This is a genomic window from Nocardioides sp. (assembly GCF_036374615.1).
In the GTDB taxonomy this organism is placed as follows: domain Bacteria; phylum Actinomycetota; class Actinomycetes; order Propionibacteriales; family Nocardioidaceae; genus Nocardioides.
Genome location: NZ_DASUTK010000029.1, coordinates 18099 through 39102, shown reverse-complemented (window position 1 = coordinate 39102; position 21004 = coordinate 18099). Strand labels below are relative to the sequence as shown.

Sequence of the window (21004 nt, the reverse complement as noted above, 5' to 3'; positions counted from 1 at the left end):
GCTGACTAACCGCGCAGGACTCACTGCCGCGGTTCAGCTGAGCCGATCACCGATTGGCCCGCGCGACGAACAGGGGCACACCCGTCAGGGCTGGGACGCGCACCGGACGCAGCGCCGGGCAGTCGGCCGCGCCTCCAGCCGCTCCGCGGCGATCGGCTGCTCACAGCGCTCGCACACACCGTAGCTGCCGACCTCGAGGCGCGTCAGCGCGGCTGCGATCTCGTCGAGCTGCTCGCGTGCCTGTCCGACCAGGGCCCCGACCTGTGAGCGTTCGAAGGCGATCGTCGCTCCTTCGGGATCATGCTCGTCGTCCGCGTTGGTGTCGCGGGACGCGGCGACCACTCCGTCGTAGTCAGCGCTGAGCGCGGCCAGCCGCTGCTCGGTGCGGCGTCGCTCCTCCGCGAGCCGTGCACGCTGGCTCATCGGCCCTGGCGTTGCGTGGTGTGAGCCACCGCGGCCGCGACCACGTCGACGATCCGGTCGACCTGAGCCCGGGTCACCACCAGCGGTGGCCGGATCTTCAGGACGTCGGACCGCGGGCCCGTCGTACCGATCAGCACGCCCTGTTCCCGGACCCGGTCGACCACGGACTCCACGGTCGCCGTCGGGGTCCCGGCCAGGTCGACGCCGACCAGCAGACCCCGGCCGCGGACGTCGCGGACCGCGGAGCAGCCCGCGGTGGCGGCGCGCAGCCGACTCCGCATCCGTTCGCCGGTCGCTGCGGCATGCCGGACGAGGTCGGCGTCCTCGATCACGTCCAGGACGGCGAGCGCGGCCGCGGCTGCCACCGGGCTGCCGGCGAAGGTGCTGAAGAACTCCCCTTGCTTCCCCAGTGCCTCCACGTAGCTGCCCCGGGTGACCACCGCTGCGATCGGGTAGCCGTTGCCCATCGGCTTGCCGAGCGTGACCACGTCGGGTGAGAGGCCGGCCCCGGCGAACGACCACAGCTGCTCGCCGGTACGGCCGAAGCCGGCCTGCACCTCGTCGGCGACGACGACCGCACCGGCCGCGCGGGCCGCTGCGCTCAGCGCCCCGTGGTAGTCCGGCCCCGGGTCGAGGATGCCGTCGCTGGTGTAGGCGGTGTCGACCATGAGGAGGGCGGGCTCGTGACCGGCCGCCTGCAGCCTGCCGACTGCCGCCACGAAGGACTCGGTGTCCGGATGCGGGCCGGCAGGGGCGCTGAACCGTTCCACGTGCCCCGGCGACCAGCCGCCGGGCCACTCCTCGGGGGAGAGCGCCGTGGCCGCGGTCGTGACCCCGTGATAGGCGAACTCGGTCACCAGCGCGCCGCTGCGACCGGTGGCAGCGGTCGCCAGCCGCCAGGCCAGGTCGGTCGCCTCGCTGCCGGAGTTGACGAACAGGACGGTGTCGAGGCCGGACGGCACGGTTGCGATCAACCGCTCGGCAAGCTCGATGGCTCGTGGGTGCAAGTAGCGGAGGTTGGTGCTGAGCATCCGGGCCTGGTCGGCGACCGCGCCACTCACCCGAGGGTGGGCGTGTCCGACGACCGGGACGTTGTTGTAGGCGTCGATGTACGTCGTGCCGTCACTGTCCGTGAGGGTCGCGCCCGTGCCGCTCGTCAGGTGCAGCGGCCGGGAGTAGGTCAAGGGGGCCAACGCGTTCCCGAAGACCCCCGCCCGGCGCCGGGTGAGTGAAGCCGTCTCCGGCGGCGGCACGATGCCGCCGAGCCCGCGGGTGACGCCCACGTGGCCGAGCTCGTCGAACTGCCGGAGCAGGCTCAAGGAGATGTCGTCCCACGCCTGGATGTAGCGCGCGTTCTCCGGGTGCTCGGCGGCTCGCCAGGCCGAGATGCACAAAGTGACCGCCGCACGCAGAGCGACCGTGTCACCGAGGACCGACAGCTCCGCCGGCTCCAGCGCCGTCACGGAGCGATAGCCGTCGAGGAACAGCCGGAGCGTGCGGAACAGCGCATCACCCTGGAGCGTGGCGCTGAGCGAGCCGAACGCGGACGCGATATCGAAGACCAGGGCCGAGTGCGTGAGGTCCCCGAGGTCGAGGACGCCCGTCACGTCGAAGCCGTCGATGAGGACGTTGTCGAGAGTGAGGTCGCCGTGCACCACCTGAGCGCGCAGCTCTCCCCAGCTGGCTCCGACCCGTTCCTCGAAGCGGTCGAAGGCCGTCTCGACCAGGCCCCGAACGGAAGGGTCAGCGATGTGGTGGCTCAGCCGGCGGGTGTTCTCGCGCTCCTCGACGTGCCAGAGCACGCGACGCCCGGCGGCCGGGTGGAAGAACCCGCGCAGGGCCCGCCCGGTCCTAGCCGTCATCGCCCCGTAGGCGATCACGGTGGGCGCGTCCAGCGCGGCGCCGTCGAGACTCGCCCGACCAGGAAGCCGGTCGTAGGCGCGGAGGAAGTGCGTCGCCCCGCTGTCCGGGTGTTGTACGACGGAGTGGCCGACGGCCGCCCCGCGCACGGGCAGCGGGGTGCTGAGCGGGAGCCCCGGGTCCGCGGCGACGGCCCACCGGGCCGCTGACTCCTCCAGGTCGATGTTGGTCGCGGACTCCGACTCGTTGGAGAGCTTCACGACGAGCTGCCGTCGGTCACCGCCGAACAGGACGACCTGGTCCCGCTCGGAGTTCAAGGGCTGGAGGACGCTCCCCTCGACGTCGTACGCGTCGCGGACGAGGGCCGAGATCGCTGCCTCGGGGAATCGCGGGGCCGCACTCGTCAGCACCGTTCCCGTGCCGGCCGGGAGTGACATGGGCCGATGCTAGACCGCGTCGCGCCGTCGTCGTCGACGATCTCGGCCGGTCTAGCGCCGTGGACGATTCCGTCGTGCCGCGGCGCCGGGCGCTGGTAGCCTTTCGACGGCACGCGTCGCTCACAGTGATGGGTTTCCACGAGCGTTGCTCGTCCCCACCCACCGCCAGGAGCGACGTACCGAACGGTTCTTGGTCCCACCCGTGACCGTTCAGCCGAAGCGCCTCCGACACCACGGCAATTGGTGTCGGGGGCCGCTTCGCTTTCAGGTGAGACGGGCTCCCGACGGAACCGTGACGCAGAAACCAGGAAGTTCTCGTCTGCGGGGCGAACGGCTACGTGGCCGCCCGGCCCCCTCCGGGGAGGCTCTGCACGATCTCCTTCGCGATCTCCCGCAGCTTGACGTTGCGGTGACTCGACTCGCGTCGGAGGTAGGCGAAGGCGTGCGCCTCGTCGATCCGGTAGCGCTCCATCAGGATGCCGGTCGCCTGGCCGATGACCTTGCGGGTCTCCATCGCCTCGGTCAGGTTCGTGACCACGGCCGCGCCCCCGATCGCCACCGCCGCCTGGGCGGCGAAGACCTCTGCGAGGGAGCGCGCCTCGTCGTCCAGCGCCGGCTCTGTTGCGGCGTAGAGGTTGAGGCTGCCGAGGGTGCCGGTCCGGTCGAGCTGCATCCGCGCCGAGATCTGCGCGACGGCGCCGAGCTGCACGGCCCGGGGTGTGTACCGCGGCCACCGCTGCTCGTGCCGGAGGTCGGGGACGACCACCGCCTGAGGCCCCTTGAGGACCTCCACCGCAGGTCCTTGCTTCGCCTGGGCCTGAAGGCCGTCGAGCTGCTGCGCGACCTCGTCCGTCCACGCGCGCTCGGAGAGCCTGCCCTTGACGCTGATCAGCAGGCCGGCGCGGTCGAATCCCTTGATCGACTCAAGTGCCGAATCCAGTATCGACCGCAGCGTCTCGTCGAGACGCGCCGGTTCCACGAAGGCGTCGGCCGACGCACCGACCGCTTCGGCCAGCTCATTCAGGGGCATATCGTTCTATCTCCGGGGTAGGGCCATCAAGGATCGACGCCACCTGCTCGACGAAGACTGGGGAAACCATAACCGCCGGGTGGCGAATGCGTCGGATCGACCCGCGCCCGGGACTGTCGGCGGCCGCGCTCCTCGACGCCGTCGTCTACGGCCTCCCACGCCGCGGGTGATGTGACGGCCAGGGTTCGGCCATACGTTCGCGAGGACGGGCCCTTGCGTGCTCGTGCCGAAGACCGAGGAGGGTCCATGACGGACAGGCCGAACATCCTGATCATCTGGGGCGATGACATCGGGATCAGCAACCTGAGCTGTTACAGCGAGGGACTCATGGGCTATCGGACACCCAACATCGACCGGATCGCGGCGGAGGGCGCTCGCTTCACCGACTACTACGGCGAGCAGAGCTGTACCGCTGGCCGCGCGGCTTTCATCACTGGCCAGAACCCTTACCGCACCGGACTGACCAAGGTCGGCATGCCGGGCGCGGACATCGGTCTGCGCGCCGAGGACCCCACCATCGCGACCGCCCTGAAGGCGCTGGGCTACACCACCGGGCAGTTCGGGAAGAACCACTTCGGGGACCGTGACGAGTTCCTGCCCACGCTGCACGGGTTCGACGAGTTCTTCGGGAACCTCTACCACCTCAACGCGGAGGAGGAACCGGAGCTCGACGACTATCCGACCGATGAAGCGTTCCCTGACTTCCGCAAGAACTTCGGGCCGCGCGGCGTCATCCATGCCTGGGCGAACGGTGACGGCACCCAGCGGATCGAGGACACCGGACCCCTCACCAAGGAGCGCATGAAGACCATCGACGAGGAGGTCGTGCCGGAGGCACTGCGCTTCATGTCCGACGCCAAGGCCGCGGACACCCCGTTCTTCGTCTGGCTGAACACCACCCACATGCACTTCCGGACACATGTGAAGGACGGCAGCCGCGGCAAGGCGGGCCGCTGGCAGTCGGCGTACCACGACACGATGTGTGACCACGACGAGCTGGTCGGCGAGGTCCTGCAGTTCCTCGACGACCACGGTCTCGCAGAGGACACGATCGTCGTCTACTCCACCGACAACGGGCCGCACATGAACACCTGGCCCGACGGCGGCATGACACCGTTCCGTAACGAGAAGAACTCCAACTGGGAGGGCGCGTACCGGGTACCCGCCATGGTGCGGTGGCCGGGCAGGATCCCTGCGGGGCAGGTGCTGAACGGCATCGTGTCTCACAACGACTGGTTCGTCACGCTGTTGGCCGCGGCGGGGGACACCGACGTGGCCGAACGGCTGAAGCAGGGAACCGATCTCGCCGGCACCACCTATCGGGTGCACCTGGACGGGCACAACCAGCTCGACTACTTCACCGGTGCCTCCGAGTCGAGTCCTCGTCAACACTTCTTCTACGTGTCCGACGACGGTGACCTGACCGCGCTCCGCTACGACAACTGGAAGTTCGTCTTCCTCGAGCAGCGGGCTCAGGGCACGCTGAACGTCTGGGCAGAGCCGTACACCGTGCTCCGGGTCCCCAAGATCTTCAACCTGCGGACCGACCCGTACGAGCGGGCAGACATCACGTCCAACACGTACTACGACTGGCTGCTCGACCACGCGTGGGCCGTCGTCCCCGCCCAAGCCTTCGTCGCACGCACCTTGAAGACGTTGGCGGAGTTTCCGCCCCGCCAGGAGCCGGCCGACTTCAGCATCACGTCGATGATGGAAAAGCTGAAAGCCGGCGTCGGAAGTCACTGACGCCGGTGGCTTCGGTGACCCGTTCGACACCTGGTACGCAGCATGGCGCATGACTGGCACACGGTCTTCGTCCCCCGCTAGGAGAAGACCGGTGGTCAGGCGAGCCACGGCTGTCGCTGGGCGGCGTGTCAGTACCCCGTACCCACCTTGGTCTGCTGACGTTCGACATGCGCCACGCCCCCTTTGTGGTCCAGCGTCGCGCAAGCATCGAGGAGGTCGCGGGTCAGCCGTTCGACCTGTTCGCGACTCATTGTCTCCTTGACCAGCGCGCGCATGATCTTCACCTCCTGGGCGTTCGGGGGAAGCGTGTAGGCCGGCACCATCCAGCCCCGCTCGGCAGACAGCTGCCAGGCGACGTCGGACTCGTCGTACGAAGCGTGGCCGCCCGCGAGCCGGAAGGCGACCAGGGGCAGCTGTTCCGTACCGTCATCGATGACCTCGAAGCGACCGGTCTCGCGCAGGTTCGCCGCAAGCGCGTCAGCGTTCTGCTGCATCTGCCTCATCACGTAGGTGTACCCCTCACGCCCGAGCCGGACGAAGTTGTAGTACTGCGCCAGCACCATGGCCGCACCCGTGGAGAAGTTCAGCGTGAAGGTCGCGTCGGTCTTGCCCAGATAGTTCTCGTAGAAGACGAGGTCCTCAGCGAGGTCGGACTCCTCGCGGAAGATGAGCCAACCGATCCCCGGGTAGACGAGCCCGTACTTGTGACCGGAAACGTTGATCGAACGGACCTGCTCGAGCCGGAAGTCCCATGCGGAGTCGGGATACAGGAACGGCCACACGAACGCACCGCTGGCGCCGTCGACGTGGAGGGGGATGTCGAGGCCCCGCTCACTCTTCGCGTCGACCAGCAGCTGGTTGATCCCCACGATGTCGTCCTTGTGCCCGGTGAACGTCGTGCCGAGGACGGCTGCGACACCGATCGTGTTCTCGTCGAGCTGTGGCTCGACGTCCTCGGGGCCGATCGTGTACTTACCCTTCTCGAGCGGAACGATCCGGGGTTCGACGTCGAAGTAGCGGCAGAACTTCTCCCACACCACGTGGACGTCGCCCCCGAATACGAGGTTGGGCCGATCCGTCGAGCGCTTCGCTGCCTCCCGACGCTCCTTCCACTTCCACTTCAAGGACAGCGCCCCGAGCATGATCGCCTCGGACGATCCCTGCGTCCGGCACCCCGTGGTGGCACCGGGTGCGTTGAACAGGTCTGCCAGCATTCGGACGCAGCGCTGCTCGATCTCGGCAGAGATGGGGTACTCCGCATGGTCGATGAAGTTGCGGTGCAGGTTCTCGGCGATGATGCGCTGGGCCTCGGGCTCCATCCAGGTCGTCACAAAGGTCGCCAGATTGCGCTGCGGATCCCCCTCGAGGTTGAGGTCCTCGTCGACCAGACGCATGGCATCGGTCGGGCGCATCCCGCTGTCGGGGAAGGACGTCGCCGGGGCCGCTTCGGTCAGGAACCGATTGCCGAACAGTGCCTCGGCGTCCCTGTCACTGAGCTTCGTCATGGTCATGAAACCTTTCTCGATGCGGGTGTGGGTGTGTCGAAGGCCTGAATGACCCCGCCGAGCGCAAAGCACACCGCGCCGGCGAAAGTCCCCCAGTTGACCAGCTGCGCGTCGAGAGCTTGCGACGTCGCTGGTCGGATGAACGACGCGATCCCGGCGAGGAAGAACAGGATCGAGCCGGTTTGGTTGACCGCCACCACCCACCAGCCGATCCGCCGGACACGGCCTCCTTGGGCTTCCTCGGAGACCGCGCGCATGGCCAGGTGCCCTGAGACGAGGAAGCAGACGCACCCGAGGATGTCCGGCAGCCAGATCCATCCGTTGGACTGACGCGGCGTGAGGCCCTGGGCGAAGGCCGCAACGAGGCTCAGTCCGAAGAGAAGAGTCCCGGCGAAGAGCACGACGGCGCTCGACCAGGCCTCCTGGTGGAGCCGGATGCTCCACCATGGGACTCGTCCCCTGTCACCGGCGGTGCGCGGGTCGCCGATGGTCCTCATCACGAGCAGGATCGACGCGTAGCCGCCCAGGCTGAAGAACACACCCCCTGCCAGATAGGTGATGTTGACCCCGATCAGCTTGACGGCACCTGTCTGCGCAAGCACCGCGCCGAGTGCGAACAAGGAGCCACCGAGCACGAAGTTGGTGGCTGCCGCGAGGTTGAGGCGCCAGAGGCGAGTCTCAAGACCGCTGCGCGCTGGGTCCACAAGCTCCCAACTCATCTAGACACGCCTTCCACGCCTAGGCGCTGAGGGTGTACCGGGGTGCACGGCGCCGCAAGTGCCGGGCAGCTCCATCCACGGACGCCTGAGGGGCGAGTATCCGCGTGAGCAGGACACACACGGCAAGCACGACTGCTCCTCCCGATTCCATTGATTCCACCACGCTGCACTGTCGAGGAATTGAGAGCGTCATCCATGAGGGATGAATGCCCGCCCAGGGACCAAGGACCCTGCCGGCGAGGGCTCGTCCCGGTGACGATCGAGGCATGACCACCCTCCGTCCCCTCTCCGTCAGCGAATGCGAGCGCCTGCTGCGCGCCAGCGTGTTCGGAAGGCTGGTCCTGCCCACCCCGCGTCAGACCGAGATCCTGCCGGTCAACTTCGCCGTCATGGGCGATTCGGTCGTGCTCCGTACGGCGCCGGGCTCACTCCTCGACCGCCACGCTGACGGAGCCCCGCTCCTCCTGGAGGTGGACGCCGTCGACCACGAGCGGTGGCAGGGCTGGTCCGTGGTGGTCCGGGGGCGGGGCGAGCGGATGTCCGAGGACTCGCTGACGGTCGCGGAGCGTTCCTCGCCCGGTCCGCCCCAGTGGGCGGCCGACCGCGACGTCTGGATCCGGCTGGGGTTGAGCGAGATCACCGGTCGAAAACTGGGTGACGGTCCCCTCGTACCACCCGCGACTCGACGCACGTGGCGTTGACCCGCAGGCCCGAGACGCGAGGTATCTGGACAGGCATCCGGTCGCTCATGTGAGTGGTCCACACGCCTCCGGGGAGGCCATCAAGAAGAACCACGTCCGCCGCCGTACCGTCGGGACATGCGACCCCTTCGCTACTCCATCAACGTCACCTGGGACGGGTGCTGCGACCATCGGGCCATCCCTGCGGACGAAGAGTTGCATCGTCACGCGGTCGAGAACCTCGAACGGGCCGATGCCCTGCTCTTCGGCCGGGTGACGTACGAGATGATGAGGTCAGCGTGGGCGCTGCCCGTAACGACGGACGCACGACCCGAGTGGATGGAACCCTTCGCCGAGACGATCAGCGCGGCGAAGAAGTACGTCGCGTCGAGCACCCTGGACACTGTTGACTGGAACGCCGAGCTCCTGCGCGGCGACCTGGGCGAGGCCGTACAGCAGCTGAAACGGGAGCCGGGCGAAGGACTGTTCGTGGGAGGGGTGCAGCTGCCCCTGGCGCTGACCGAGCTCGGACTCATCGATGAGTACGAGCTCGTCGTACATCCCAGGCTTGCGGGCCACGGGCCTACGCTGTTCGCCGGCCTCTCGACCCCCGTCGACTTGAAGCTCGTCGGCCGGCTGGAGTTCGACTCGGGAGCAGTGGCGATGCGCTACGAGCCGCGCAGGTAGGTGAAGGCGTTCTCGTAGCTTGCGCCTCTACGCCCAACGGGTCGTGGGTTCGCGGGCCATGCTGTTTGGAGGACCAACGGCCGGTGTCTGAGTGGCGTTCGGCCCTGGCTGTTCCTGCCCGACTGCGGTGTGTTTGAGATGGGGGTCGAGCCCCTTGGACGTCGGCGGTCAAGGAAGTGATGGCATGAGTGCGATTGCGATTTCCGGACTGGTGAAGGACTTCGGGCCCAGGACGCGGGCGCTCGACCGTCTCGACCTGACTGTCGAGACGGGGGAGGTGCACGGGTTCCTGGGACCGAACGGCGCGGGCAAGACCACCACGATCCGCGTGCTGCTCGGGATGCTGCGTGCTGATGCCGGACGGGTCGCCCTACTCGACGGTGACCCGTGGCGCGATGCGGTGGCGCTGCACCGGCGGCTGGCGTACGTGCCAGGGGAGGTGAACCTGTGGCCCAACCTCACCGGCGGCGAGGTGATCGACCTGTTGGCGGATCTGCGGGGTGGACTCGACCCAGCACGGCGTGAGGTGCTGCTTGAGCGCTTCCAGCTCGACCCGACCAAGAAGATCCGGGCCTACTCCAAGGGCAACCGGCAGAAGGTAGCGCTGGTGGCGGCGTTCTCCTCCGACGTCGAGCTCTACCTGCTCGACGAGCCGACCTCGGGGTTGGACCCGCTGATGGAGGCCGTCTTCCAGGAGGTCGTCCAGGAACTGCGTGCCGCTGGTCGGAGCATTCTGTTGTCGAGCCACATCCTGTCCGAGGTCGAGGCGCTGTGCGACCGGGTCACGATCATCCGCGCCGGCCGAGCGGCCGAGACCGGCACGTTCACGGAGTTGCGTCACCTCACCCGCACGTCCGTGGTGGTCGACACCGTCAAGCCGCTCGCGTCGGTGACGGGGTGGTCCGGTGTCCACGACGCGCGGGTCTGCGACGGGCACGCAGAGTTCAGCGTCGACCCGAGCGAGCTGAACCGAGTGCTCGAGCGCCTCGTCGACCTCGAGGTGCGGTCGATGACCACTTCGCCGCCCACCCTGGAGGAGCTGTTCATGCGGCACTACGGCGACGACGTCTCGGTACCTGGCGGAACCCATGAGGCTGAGGTGGCGGGGCGATGAGCGGCTTCACCGGCACGGCCCGGCTCGTCCGGCTCGCGCTTCGACGGGATCGGGTGGTGCTCCCCGCGTGGATCCTGGGGATGGCCGGGTTCCTGGCGGCGACGACTGCGATGTTCGACGAGAGCTACGCGACACACCCGGAACTGCTGGAGCCCGACACCCGGATCGTGGTGGAGAACCCCGGCATGCGGGTGCTCGGCCTGGTGACGGGCGCCAGCGTCGGCGGCTACACCCTGCACCGGGACGCCCTGACCCTGGCCGTGCTCGCAGCGATGATGAGTGTGCTCGCGGTCATCCGGCACACCCGGCAGGCGGAGGAGCTCGGCCGTCAGGAGATGCTCGCCGCGGGGGTGGTCGGCCGCTACGCGTCACTGAGCGCGGCCGTCGTCGTCGCGCTGGCCACCAACGTCGTGCTCGCCCTGATGCTGGGGCTCGCCATGGCCGTCTCCGGACAGGTCGTGGCCGGCTCACTGGCGGGAGGCGCATCGATCGCCCTGGTCGGCGTCGTCTTCACCGGTGTCGCCGCGGTGACCTCCCAGCTGGCGTGCACCACCCGCGGCGCGACTGGTCTCGCCGGCGCCGGTCTCGGGGTCTCGTTCATGTTCGCGGCGCTGGGCAACATGATGGGTGCCGTCGACTCCGCCGCGCTCCGCGTCACCAGCGCCTGGCCGTCCTGGCTGTCCCCGATCGGCTGGGGCCAACAGATGCGGCCGTTCGCGGACAATTCGTGGTGGCCGCTGGCTCTGGCGGTGATCGTCGCGGCCTCGCTCTGCGGGCTGAGCGTCGTGCTGATCGATCGACGCGACGTGGGTCGGGGCATGTGGCCCGAGCGCCGGGGTGCCGCCCACGCGAGCCTCCCGCTGCGGAGCCCCATCGGCCTGGTCTGGCGGCTGCAGCGTGGCGCCATGCTCGGCTGGGCAATCGGGATGCTCGGGTTCGGATTGATCTTCGGGGCGTTGAGCGACCGGATCGAGGGGCTCGAAGGAGCGGCGACAGACTGGTACTCCGCCTTCGGCGGCGACGTGGACCTGCTCGGCGCCTACTGGGCGTCGATGATGCAGGTCGCCGGAATGGCCGTGGCGGTCTACGGCGTGACGTTGATGCTTCGGCTTCGTCACGACGAGACGCAAGGCACTCTGGAATCCGTGCTCGGCACCGCGGTCTCCCGGCTGCGCTGGCTGGGCGCGTACGCGGTGAACGGGCTTGTGGGGGCGACCCTGCTGATGCTCGTCTTCGGCGTAGCCATGGCCATCACCGCCGGGCAGGTCCTCGGGGGGACCGGCTCGCTGGTGCGCGACATCGTCGGCGCGGCGCTCATCCAGCTCCCCGCCATCGGCGTGCTCGGCGCTGCGGTCGTCACCGTGGTCATGGTGCTACCGCGGTGGTCTGTCGGTCTGTCCTGGCTGCTGGTGGTGTTCTGTGTCTTCGTCGGGCCGATGTTCGGTCCCTCGTTGGAACTTCCCTCCTGGCTGCTGGACCTCTCGCCGTTCACCCACGTGCCGAACTCCCCTGCTGTCGCGATCACCTCCGGCCCACTCCTGGGTTTGGGAGTGACCTGCGTACTGCTAGGCGCCGCTGGAACCCTCATGCTGCGACAACGGAACCTGACGCTCCCGGCATGAGACGGGGGACGCGATCAGACGGGCAGCGTCGCTACAGCCTGAGCGCGGCGCACCGTGACTCGCGCCCCGAACCAGGTCGAGGGCTCCAGCGACCGCTGAGTGCTGTCGCCGGTCATCCCAGTCCGGTCGAGAGCCTGGCCATGACCCAAGTCGGTGACGGTGACGAACTGCGGCGCGTGGTGACGACAGACGGCCGGGTCGAGTCCGCGCGGTGGCTGTGGTGGTATGTCGCGCTGGCGTGCTTGTTCTCCTGGGCCTGGTGGATACCAATGGCGGCCGCTGGCGTGGTTTCCAGAGGAGGTCAGGGATGGCCGACTCATCTGCTGGGCCTCACCGGCCCGGCGGTGGCCGCCGTCGTAGTCACCGCAGTGGCACGCGGGCGACCGGGGCCGGTCGACCTGTGGCAACGTGCGGTGCGATGGCGAGTGGGACTCAGGTGGTGGCTGATCGTCATGGTGACGCTCGGGCTGTGCGGGCTCGGCTTCGCTGCCGGTTGGTGGCAGGGCGAGCCGGTGCCCGGGCGCAGCCTGGGGGTGTACTCCGGGGCACCCGCTGCCCGAGGTGCCGCGCTGCTCGTCCTGCTGGCCTACGTGCTGCTGGTCAACGGGTTCGGCGAGGAGGTTGGCTGGCGTGGCTTCCTCGCTCACCACCTGCTCGCGAGGTGGGGTCGCCTGCGAGCCGCGTCCGCCGTCTGGCTGGCCTGGGCGCTCTGGCACGCCCCGCTCTTCTTGGTGGGTGGAAGTGCCATTCGCGCACCGGCTCTCGTGCTCGCGGGATGTGCTGCCTGTTCGCGGGCGGACCGCAGTCGGTTGGGTTCTCACACACCGAGGGTGATGTGCCCCGGGTTGTCCACGGATGAGGCTGGGGCCGTCACAGCCAACGAGCGCCGTGTGGCGATTGGATGAGCAGCACCTTCGCGCCTCCACCGAGCAGGGCAACTATGTGAGGGGCATCTATGCCGACGGACAGGCCGAACGTTCTTCTGATTCTCGCCGACGACGTCGGCTGGTTCGACGTAGGTGCCTACCACCGCGGGGTGATGGGGACCAGGACTCCGAACATCGACAGGATCGCGGCAGAAGGCGCGCTGATGACCGATGGCTATGCCCAAGCCAGCTGCACGGCCGGGCGGGCGGCGTTCATCACCGGTCAGCTGCCGATGCGAACCGGGCTGACAACGGTCGGGCTGCCGGGGGCCGAGCAGGGTCTGCAGCCGGAGGACCCGACGCTGGCCGAGCTGCTCAAGCCCCAGGGCTACCTGACCGCCCAGATCGGCAAGAACCACTTGGGTGACCGCAACGAGTTCCTGCCCTCGCCAGGCCCCGCCCGACTTCAATCCGCAGGCCATCGTGGACTCGGTCATCGGCGCTGCCGCCCAGCGGCAGGGGAACTAGGTGCGGAGTGACGGACGCCATCGTGGGTGGGGGTTCGGCCTCGTCGCCGCAGCGAGGCTCGGTTGACGTGCCGGCGCACGTGCGTCCCGGCATGGTCTGGGTGCCAGGAGGAACCTTCGTGATGGGTTCCGACCAGCACTACCCGGAGGAAGCACCGACCCACCGCGTCTCCGTAGACGGCTTCTGGATCGACGAGCACACGGTGACGAACCAGGAGTTCGCCCACTTCGTGCGCGCAACCGGGCACGTCACCGTGGCCGAGCGCGCGCCGGATGCGGCCGACTACCCGGGCGCCAAGCCGGAGATGCTCGTCGCGGCGTCCACCGTGTTCGTCCAGCCGCCCCAGCGCGTGGACCTGGCCAACCCCTACAACTGGTGGACCTGGCTCCCCGGTGCGGACTGGCGTCATCCGCAGGGCCAGGGGAGCTCGGTGAAGAAGAAGCCGGACCACCCGGTCGTGCACGTCGCGTGGGACGACGTCACGGCGTACGCCGCGTGGGTGGGCAAGGAGCTGCCGACCGAGGCCGAGTGGGAGTTCGCGGCGAGGGGAGGGTTGGACGGGGCGACCTATGCCTGGGGAGAGGACCTCACCCCGGGTGGCCGCTGGATGGCCAACACCTGGCAGGGCGAGTTCCCGATCCACAACACGGCTGAGGACGGTCACCGCGGCACTGCCCCGGTCGGAAGCTACCCGCCCAACGGCTACGGACTCCTCGACATGATCGGCAACGTCTGGGAGTGGACCACCGACTGGTACCAGGCGCATGCCGAGACGTCCCACGCCTGTTGCACCGTCGCGAACCCGCGGGGCGGTCGCCAGGAGGCCAGCTTCGACCCCGACATGCCCGACGTGCCCATCCCGCGCAGGGTCATGAAGGGCGGGTCGCACCTGTGCGCGCCGAACTACTGCCGGCGCTATCGACCGGCGGCACGCATGCCCCAGGCCGTCGACACGTCGACGTCGCACCTGGGTTTCCGTTGCATCAGTCGTCCTAGTCCCGCATGACCTGTGATTGGCGAGATCGAGGGAGCCTCACATGCCCGAGCAGCTCGTGACGTGGAACGAGGGCGCAGCCAAGCACGCCATCCTCGACTTCGTCGCCCGGACCTGCGCCGAGGACTCACCCGAGGTAGTGCCGATCCCGCACCGCGTCGCGGTCTTCGACAACGACGGGACGCTGTGGTGTGAGAAACCGATGCCGATGCAGCTCGACTTCATCCTGCGCCGGCTGGCCGAGATGGCCGAGACCGATCCAGCCCTGCGGGATCGCCAGCCCTGGAGGGCCGCCCACGAGCGAGACTACGGCTGGCTGGCGCAGACGATGACCGATCACTACGCAGGTGACGACACGAACGTTCGCACGCTGGGCGCGGGGATCCTGGCAGCCTTCGCGAACCTCAGCGTCGATCAGTTCGAGGCCGACGCCGAGGCCTTTCTACGCAGCACCCGTCATCCCACGCTGGACCTCGGCTACCTCGAATGCGCCTACGCGCCCATGGTCGACCTCCTCGGCTACCTGAGGGCCAACGGCTTCGCGACCTACATTGCCTCGGGTGGTGGTCGTGACTTCATGAGACCGATCAGTGACGAGGTGTACGGCATTCCCCGAGAGGGCGTGATCGGCTCCGCCGTTGCACTCGCCTACACCGCAGACGAGCACGGCGGTGCGATCACCCGCCAGGCGGCTGCGGACTACCTCGACGACGGACCGGAGAAGCCGGTGCGGATTTGGAACCGGACCGGGCGTCGACCGCTCTTGGCTGCAGGGAACTCCAACGGCGACATCGAGATGCTCGACTTCACCCAGCACCGGGACAAGCCGTCCCTCAGACTCCTCGTGCTGCACGATGACGGCGACCGCGAGTTCGACTACGTCTCCGGCGCCGAGAAGGCCCTGGACCGCGCCCACTCCGAGGGTTGGACGATCGTGAGCATCAGGAACGATTGGGCCACGGTGTTCTGAGCGCGGAATCTGATGGTTCACTCTGCCTCCGGGCCGTGGCTGCCCCCGGACCGACGCGAGCGCGGGACGTCGGCCGGGTCGGCCTTCGCCTCCTCGCTGATGTAGCGGCCGCCGAGGGGACCGGCTGAGACTCCGTGGAGCACCACGCTTGACAGGACGGTGAGGGCAACCACCGCAATAGCCGGTCCGACCACCGGCGACTCATGCAGTTCCTCGATCGCCAGGAGCGCGAACACGACAGATGCCAGGCCCCTGGGACCGAACCACCCGACGAAGAGAACGGTCCATCGGTCAAGCCCCGTGCCCACCAACGAGATGGCGACCGGGACCATCCGGATCACGGTCAGGCTGAGCGCGGCGTAGACCACGGTCGTCACCGAGAGGTAGTCGAGCGCGACCGGCACGAGCGCCGCACCGAAGAGGAACCAGACGCCGATCGCCAACAGCTCGCCGACCAGTTCCGGCAGTTCTGCAACGTCCTCCACCTCAGCAACATCCGCGGGGAGCCCAGCCCCGAAGGCGATCCCCGCGACGAACGCCGCGATGAACCCGTTGCCGTCCAGCGTCACGGCAAGGGCAAAGCTGGCGAGTGCGGCAGCCAGCGTCGCCAGGCGCCGGCCGCCGTGGATGATCCAGCGCCGTCTCGAGCCGAACGCGATGACGACGCTACTGCCGAGCCCGACGGCGACGCCGACGACGACGCCCAGCGCGAGCTCGACCAGAGCCCGGGCCTCGGCGGAGTCGCCGTGGCTCTCCATGCCGAGCTGGCTCGCGGTGGCAGCGAGCATGAAGACGACGATCGGTGTGGCGATACCGTCGTTGAGCCCACTCTCCACGTTGAGCGCGCGGCGCAACCGCAGGGGTATCCGTTCGTCATTGATCACCTGAGCGCTCAGCGCGGCGTCCGTGGGGGCAAGCGTGGCGCCCACGAAGCCGGCGAGGGCCCAGGTGAAGTCGTCGAACATCCACGCGGCAAGGAGCGACCCGAGGATCACTGAGAGGGGGAGGCCGATTCCCAGCAGGCGGGCCGGGACGTAGATGTCGCGTCTCAGTTGCGACAGGTTCACCCGCGCCGCATCCGAGAACAGCAGGAGGGCAAGCGTCAGCTCGGCCAGCAAGTGGATCGACGACGTCTCCACGTCCACGGTCAACGCGCCCCAGGTCGGGTTGCCCAGCAGATATCCGGCGACCGTGAAGACGAGCGCACCGGTGATGTTCACTTTGGCCAGTCGGTAGGAGGTGACCGCCCAGGCCAGAACCAGGAGCATCAGTACGGCGAACGTGGTCTCGTCCACTGTGCCGCCTTCGCATCTCGAGGTCGACAGCGCGTCAGGGCCAGACCTGCCCGCGGACTACACGATGCGCGTATCGCCCACGGGTGTGCTTCACCCGCCCAGGATGAAGCTCGTCGCGCGGCGTACCGTGCTGAGCCTGACCTCACCCCGACGGGATGAGGTCAGCGACTGACGCCGACCCAGTCGTGAGAGAACAGCTCGGCGCGTGGAGGATCGCCTCTTCGCGACCGTGTTCCTGGGGAGCGGGCTGCTCTTCCTGGCGTTGATGTTCGTGCCTGCCGTCACGACTTTGAGCCTCATGGAGATGCTCGACAACCTAACGCCAGCCCGGACGTGTGGCGGTACGGCCGCGACACCTCGCAAGGGCTCATCACGGTGTACGCGATGCGGATGGCCGCAGTGTTCACTCTCTCTGTCAGCACGGCGGCCTCCGAGCTTCGGCGCTGCCGCGCTGGGTCTCTACCTCGGCTGATGAGCGGGTTTCTGACGGGCGATCCGCCGACATCGCCCTGGGCGACCGACGTGATCGGCGAAGCCAGCCTGGAGGCCTATCACCAACGCCGAGGCATGGCTGTCCTCGCAACCCTGAGTCACCCGACCAGGGTGAGCACACCGTCGACACATCACGACAACATCGGGGTGGCACGAACGCGGCTCCGGACTCGGAGGGCGGTTCGGCTCCTCGACCACGAAGGAAGTTGCTCCTCGTCACCAACTCGCCGCGTACACCCACCCAAGGCAGATGCTCATCTCACGAGCCCTCGCTGCAAGGCAGCCATCCGCTCGCGGCCAGGACCGCCGCCAGTGAGTACGACCAAACCCGTCGACCGAAGGAGAAGCACCATGGGATTCCGTGACCGGGGCCTTGACGGCCCCACGTTCCAGATGCGCGAGAAGATGATGGCGATCGGGGATGACTTCTGGATCGAGGACGACGACGGTCACCGACTCTTCAAGGTCAACGGCAAGGCCGCTCGTCTGCGCGACACCTTCATCCTCGAGGATGCGAACGGCAACGAGCTGTCGAAGATCCAGGAGAAGAAGCTGACCGTGCGCGACAAGATGACCATCGAGCGCGGGGACACCACGGCGACGGTGCGCAAGCGGCTGTTGGGCATCCGAGACCACTACATCATCGAGGTCGACGGCGGCGAGGACCTCAAGGCACATGGCAACATCGTCGACCACGAGTACGAGATCGAACGAGACGGTGACACCGTCGCGAAAGTGTCCAAGAAGTGGTTCCGGGTCCGCGACACCTACGGCGTCCAGCTGGCCGAGGGCGAAGATGTCGCCCTCATCCTGGCCATCACGGTCTGCGTCGACGCGATGGCCCGTGGCTGACGCGAGCTCGCCAGGACTGATGGGCGGAGTGTGGCCGATGCCGACTCCGAGAACCTGGTCGACGTCCTCGTCGCAGCCACGCAGCCTCGACGCATGACGGGTGGAGCACCGGTTAGCAATCCATCTGACGGTCAGGCAAGGTATGCCGTCATGCGAATCGAGATGAGTAGTCCTGGGATCTCGGCTCCTAACTTGGCCGCGTAGCGGGTCGGTGGATCCGACGGAAACCAGCGGGCGTACTCCTCGTTCATGCCATCGAAGTCGCCGGGGTCGGTGAGAAGTACGCCTACCTCGACGACATCATCGAGCGTCGCGCCGGCACCCCGCAGGACGGCCTCGCAGTTCGCCAGTGCCTGGCGGGTCTGAGCCTGGATGCTGTCACCGGCCATTCGACCGGTGCTCGGATCGATACCGGTGGTTCCCGAGATGAACACCTGGGATCCGGCTCTGACGCCCTGGCTGAAAAGCGGCGAGCGCGGTGCGTTTGACGTCGTGATGATCTGACGCGGCATCTCGAACCTCCTGGCTGATCGTCCCATCGTCCGAGGTTCCCGGGAAGGCGCTCTCCGCATCGGGATGCGTCCCCGCCGATCACCGTGTTGAGGTGTGGCTCAACAGGGGACTGCCCAGCTCTCGGGCGGCCTGGCTCGGTGGCGATCCCGCACCTCCGATGACGATGGCCCAGAGGGGGTCCGGGGTCATCGTCGATCGAATACGAGTAACCCGATCAGGCACGACCTGAACGTCGCAGTACAGCTCGAACTCGACCCGCGTGGGTTCACAGTGTGAAGACGAGGACGGCTGGATAGTGGTGGAGGAGTGGTTGCCGGCTGGGCTGCTCGACGCCGCGGACGGGCTCCGCACTGCTCCGTAAAATCGACGTTCCGCATGGGGCTCTATGAGCGTGTTGCGCCGTAGAATCGCTCGAAGCGCGGGGGAAGCCGAGGGGCCGCGGGACGCCGAGGCAAACGCCCGACCACATCGCCCTCGTTTGGCACCCTACGGGTCACCAGCGGCGGGCTCAACGAGAAACACTGACTCGTGACGACACATCACGAGATGAATAGCCGCAGATCAGAGCACATGTTCACGCACCGCCGCAGGTCAGAGCAACGCGCGATTTAGATGTCGTAGTACAGCTCGAACTCGTGCGGGTGCGGGCGCAGCTGCACGGGAGCGATCTCGGCGGTGCGCTTGTAGTCGATCCAGGTCTCGATCAGGTCCGGGGTGAACACGTTGCCCTCGGTGAGGAAGTCGTGGTCGGCCTCGAGCGCGTCGAGGACGGCGCCGAGGGAGGTCGGGACCTGGTCGATCTCGGCCAGCTCGTCCGGCGGGAGCTCGTAGATGTCCTTGTCGATCGGCTGCGGCGGCTCGATCTTGTTCTTGATGCCGTCGAGGCCGGCGAGCATGAGGGCGGAGAAGGCGAGGTAGGGGTTCGCTGAGGGGTCGGGGAACCGGGTCTCGACCCGTTTGGCCTTCGGGTTCGCCCCCGTGATCGGGATCCGGACCGAGGCCGAGCGGTTGCGCGAGGAGTAGACCAGCGAGATCGGGGCCTCGAAGCCGGGGACCAGGCGGTGGTAGGAGTTCACGGTCGGGTTCGTGAACGCCAGGACCGACGGGGCGTGCTCGAGGATGCCGCCGATGTAGTAGCGGGCGACATCCGACAGCCCGGCGTACCCGGTCTCGTCGTAGAACAGCGGCTCGCCGTCCTGCCACAGCGACTGGTGCACGTGCATGCCGGAGCCGTTGTCGCCGAAGATCGGCTTGGGCATGAACGTCACGGACTTGCCCTGCTCCCAGGCCGTGTTCTTGATGATGTACTTGAACTTCATGACGTCGTCGGCGGCCTTGAGGAGCTCGTCGAACCTGTAGTTGATCTCGGCCTGGCCGGCCGTGCCGACCTCGTGGTGGGCACGCTCGACCTGGAGCCCGGCCGCCTCCAGGTTCTTGACCATCTGGTCCCGCAGGTCGGTGTAGTGGTCGTACGGCGCCACCGGGAAGTACCCGCCCTTGAGCCGCGTCTTGTAGCCGAGGTTGTCGCCCTCCTTGCCCGAGTTCCACCAGCCTTCGACGGAGTCGATGTGGTAATAGCCCTCGTTGACGCCGGTGGAGTAACGGACGGAGTCGAAGATGTAGAACTCGGCCTCCGGTGCGAAGTACGCCGTGTCGCCGATCCCGGTCGAGGTGAGGTACGCCATCGCCTTGCGGGCGATGTTGCGCGGGTCGCGCGAGTAGGCCTCACCGGTGATCGGGTCGTGGATGAAGAAGTTCAGGACGAGGGTCTTCGCGTCGCGGAACGGGTCGATGTACGCAGTGGTCGGGTCCGGGAACAGCGCCATGTCGGACTCGTTGATCGCCTGGAAGCCGCGGATCGACGAGCCGTCGAAGTTGAGCCCGTCGTCGAAGACGGCCTGGTCGAAGGAGGACACCGGCACCGTGAAGTGCTGCATGATGCCCGGCAGGTCACAGAAGCGGACGTCGACCATCTCGACGCCCTCGTCCTTCACGAACTTCAGCAGCTCGTCGCTGTTTGCGAACATTCATCCTCCTCGACCGCCCCGGTAGGGCCGGTCCACAAGTTCTGTGCGTCACGGTGGCCCGGTGCTGCGCTGCACCGGCTGGCCCGAACCTAGGTAGGGGCAGTTTCTCGACCGTATCCCGATTGTTTCGCGCGTGTAACAGTTGCCGCATCGGCACCTGCGGAGGTCGGGAGGTCATGCGCATCGCGCGCTATAGCGACCAGGATGCATGACGTCCGACGCGCCGCGGGAAGCCGACCGGCAGCCCTCTAAGGTGGCCCGCGTGCTGGAGACCGCGTCGTGGGTACGTCGGACGGTGGCCCTGTTCGTCGACTGGATCGCCTCGACGCTGGTGGTGATGCTGATCATCGGGCCGGCCGGGTGGAGCGAGGACCGGGCGGCGGGGTTCTACACGATGGGCGTCTTCATCCTGGAGAGCGCCCTGCTGATGGCGCTGGTGGGTGGCTCGTTCGGCCAGATCGCGACCAAGATCCGGGTGATCCGCATCGACGGCACCCGGCGGCCGCCGGACCTGCTGCGGTCGCTCGGCCGGCAGGTGATGATCTGCCTGGTGATCCCGCCGCTGGTGTTCAAGCCGGACGGCAGGGGGCTGCACGACATGGCCATGGGCACGCAGACGACGCTGCTCGAGCACCTGACCTGAG

Annotated in this window: 19 protein-coding genes; 11 read left to right on the top strand and 8 right to left on the bottom strand. The window is 67.8% G+C overall.

The window, feature by feature from the left end:
- Positions 1 to 84: 84 nt before the first annotated feature.
- The 3 genes from VFZ39_RS02285 to VFZ39_RS02275 form a co-directional block, all read right to left on the bottom strand.
- Complete coding sequence (locus VFZ39_RS02285) at positions 85 to 423, bottom strand: TraR/DksA family transcriptional regulator (RefSeq protein ID WP_330864103.1); 339 nt, start codon at positions 421 to 423, stop codon at positions 85 to 87.
- On the bottom strand, positions 420 to 2720 hold the full coding sequence (locus tag VFZ39_RS02280) for an aminotransferase class III-fold pyridoxal phosphate-dependent enzyme (RefSeq protein ID WP_330864102.1): 2301 nt from the start codon (positions 2718 to 2720) through the stop codon (positions 420 to 422). Before VFZ39_RS02280 ends, VFZ39_RS02285 begins: the two co-directional genes overlap by 4 nt.
- A gap of 334 nt (positions 2721 to 3054) precedes the next feature.
- On the bottom strand, positions 3055 to 3750 hold the full coding sequence (locus VFZ39_RS02275) for a GAF and ANTAR domain-containing protein (protein ID WP_330864101.1): 696 nt from the start codon (positions 3748 to 3750) through the stop codon (positions 3055 to 3057).
- Between the two features lie 246 nt (positions 3751 to 3996).
- On the opposite strand from VFZ39_RS02275, the gene VFZ39_RS02270 reads away from it, so the two are divergent.
- A complete protein-coding gene (locus tag VFZ39_RS02270) occupies positions 3997 to 5496 on the top strand; it encodes an arylsulfatase (RefSeq protein WP_330864100.1) in 1500 nt (499 codons plus the stop codon).
- Positions 5497 to 5624: 128 nt separating this feature from the next.
- On the opposite strand, the gene VFZ39_RS02265 is transcribed toward VFZ39_RS02270, so the two are convergent.
- A complete protein-coding gene (locus VFZ39_RS02265) occupies positions 5625 to 7001 on the bottom strand; it encodes a glutamate decarboxylase (protein ID WP_330864099.1) in 1377 nt (458 codons plus the stop codon).
- Between the two features lie 2 nt (positions 7002 to 7003).
- Positions 7004 to 7621, bottom strand: coding sequence for a hypothetical protein (locus VFZ39_RS02260; protein WP_330864098.1), 618 nt, complete (start codon positions 7619 to 7621; stop codon positions 7004 to 7006).
- A 365-nt stretch (positions 7622 to 7986) separates the two neighbouring features.
- Between VFZ39_RS02260 and VFZ39_RS02255 the strand changes: the two genes are divergently transcribed.
- The 8 genes from VFZ39_RS02255 to VFZ39_RS02220 all read left to right on the top strand — a co-directional run bounded on the left by VFZ39_RS02255 (position 7987) and on the right by VFZ39_RS02220 (position 15181).
- Positions 7987 to 8421 (top strand): pyridoxamine 5'-phosphate oxidase family protein, encoded by a 435-nt coding sequence (locus tag VFZ39_RS02255; protein ID WP_330864097.1) that lies wholly within the window; start codon positions 7987 to 7989, stop codon positions 8419 to 8421.
- 117 nt (positions 8422 to 8538) lie between these two features.
- Positions 8539 to 9087: a dihydrofolate reductase family protein gene (locus VFZ39_RS02250; protein WP_330864096.1), complete on the top strand. Its 549-nt coding sequence runs from the start codon at positions 8539 to 8541 to the stop codon at positions 9085 to 9087.
- Between the two features lie 184 nt (positions 9088 to 9271).
- Positions 9272 to 10201 carry an ABC transporter ATP-binding protein gene (locus tag VFZ39_RS02245; RefSeq protein WP_330864095.1) on the top strand — a complete coding sequence of 310 codons (930 nt, stop codon included), beginning with the start codon at positions 9272 to 9274 and terminating at the stop codon, positions 10199 to 10201.
- Positions 10198 to 11823, top strand: coding sequence for an ABC transporter permease (locus tag VFZ39_RS02240; RefSeq protein ID WP_330864094.1), 1626 nt, complete (start codon positions 10198 to 10200; stop codon positions 11821 to 11823). The genes VFZ39_RS02245 and VFZ39_RS02240 overlap by 4 nt, the downstream gene beginning before the upstream one ends.
- 425 nt (positions 11824 to 12248) lie before the next feature.
- Complete coding sequence (locus VFZ39_RS02235; RefSeq protein WP_330864093.1) at positions 12249 to 12728, top strand: CPBP family intramembrane glutamic endopeptidase; 480 nt, start codon at positions 12249 to 12251, stop codon at positions 12726 to 12728.
- Positions 12729 to 12778: 50 nt separating this feature from the next.
- Complete coding sequence (locus VFZ39_RS02230) at positions 12779 to 13228, top strand: sulfatase-like hydrolase/transferase (RefSeq protein ID WP_330864092.1); 450 nt, start codon at positions 12779 to 12781, stop codon at positions 13226 to 13228.
- Between the two features lie 80 nt (positions 13229 to 13308).
- Positions 13309 to 14223, top strand: coding sequence for a formylglycine-generating enzyme family protein (locus VFZ39_RS02225; RefSeq protein ID WP_330864120.1), 915 nt, complete (start codon positions 13309 to 13311; stop codon positions 14221 to 14223).
- Between the two features lie 31 nt (positions 14224 to 14254).
- Positions 14255 to 15181, top strand: coding sequence for an HAD family hydrolase (locus VFZ39_RS02220; RefSeq protein WP_330864091.1), 927 nt, complete (start codon positions 14255 to 14257; stop codon positions 15179 to 15181).
- Between the two features lie 17 nt (positions 15182 to 15198).
- Here the strand turns inward: VFZ39_RS02220 and VFZ39_RS02215 are convergent, their stop codons facing one another.
- Positions 15199 to 16476: a cation:proton antiporter gene (locus tag VFZ39_RS02215; protein ID WP_330864090.1), complete on the bottom strand. Its 1278-nt coding sequence runs from the start codon at positions 16474 to 16476 to the stop codon at positions 15199 to 15201.
- A gap of 843 nt (positions 16477 to 17319) precedes the next feature.
- On the opposite strand from VFZ39_RS02215, the gene VFZ39_RS02210 reads away from it, so the two are divergent.
- A complete protein-coding gene (locus VFZ39_RS02210; protein WP_330864089.1) occupies positions 17320 to 17820 on the top strand; it encodes an LURP-one-related/scramblase family protein in 501 nt (166 codons plus the stop codon).
- Positions 17821 to 17951: 131 nt separating this feature from the next.
- Here the strand turns inward: VFZ39_RS02210 and VFZ39_RS02205 are convergent, their stop codons facing one another.
- Both VFZ39_RS02205 and glnA read right to left on the bottom strand, forming a co-directional pair.
- The gene (locus tag VFZ39_RS02205) at positions 17952 to 18332 is read right to left on the bottom strand and encodes a RidA family protein (protein WP_330864088.1); all 381 of its coding nucleotides are present in this window, start codon (positions 18330 to 18332) and stop codon (positions 17952 to 17954) included.
- A gap of 609 nt (positions 18333 to 18941) precedes the next feature.
- Positions 18942 to 20360 carry a type I glutamate--ammonia ligase gene (gene glnA / locus VFZ39_RS02200; protein WP_330864087.1) on the bottom strand — a complete coding sequence of 473 codons (1419 nt, stop codon included), beginning with the start codon at positions 20358 to 20360 and terminating at the stop codon, positions 18942 to 18944.
- A gap of 262 nt (positions 20361 to 20622) precedes the next feature.
- On the opposite strand from glnA, the gene VFZ39_RS02195 reads away from it, so the two are divergent.
- On the top strand, positions 20623 to 21003 hold the full coding sequence (locus tag VFZ39_RS02195; protein ID WP_330864086.1) for an RDD family protein: 381 nt from the start codon (positions 20623 to 20625) through the stop codon (positions 21001 to 21003).
- Position 21004 lies beyond the last annotated feature (1 nt).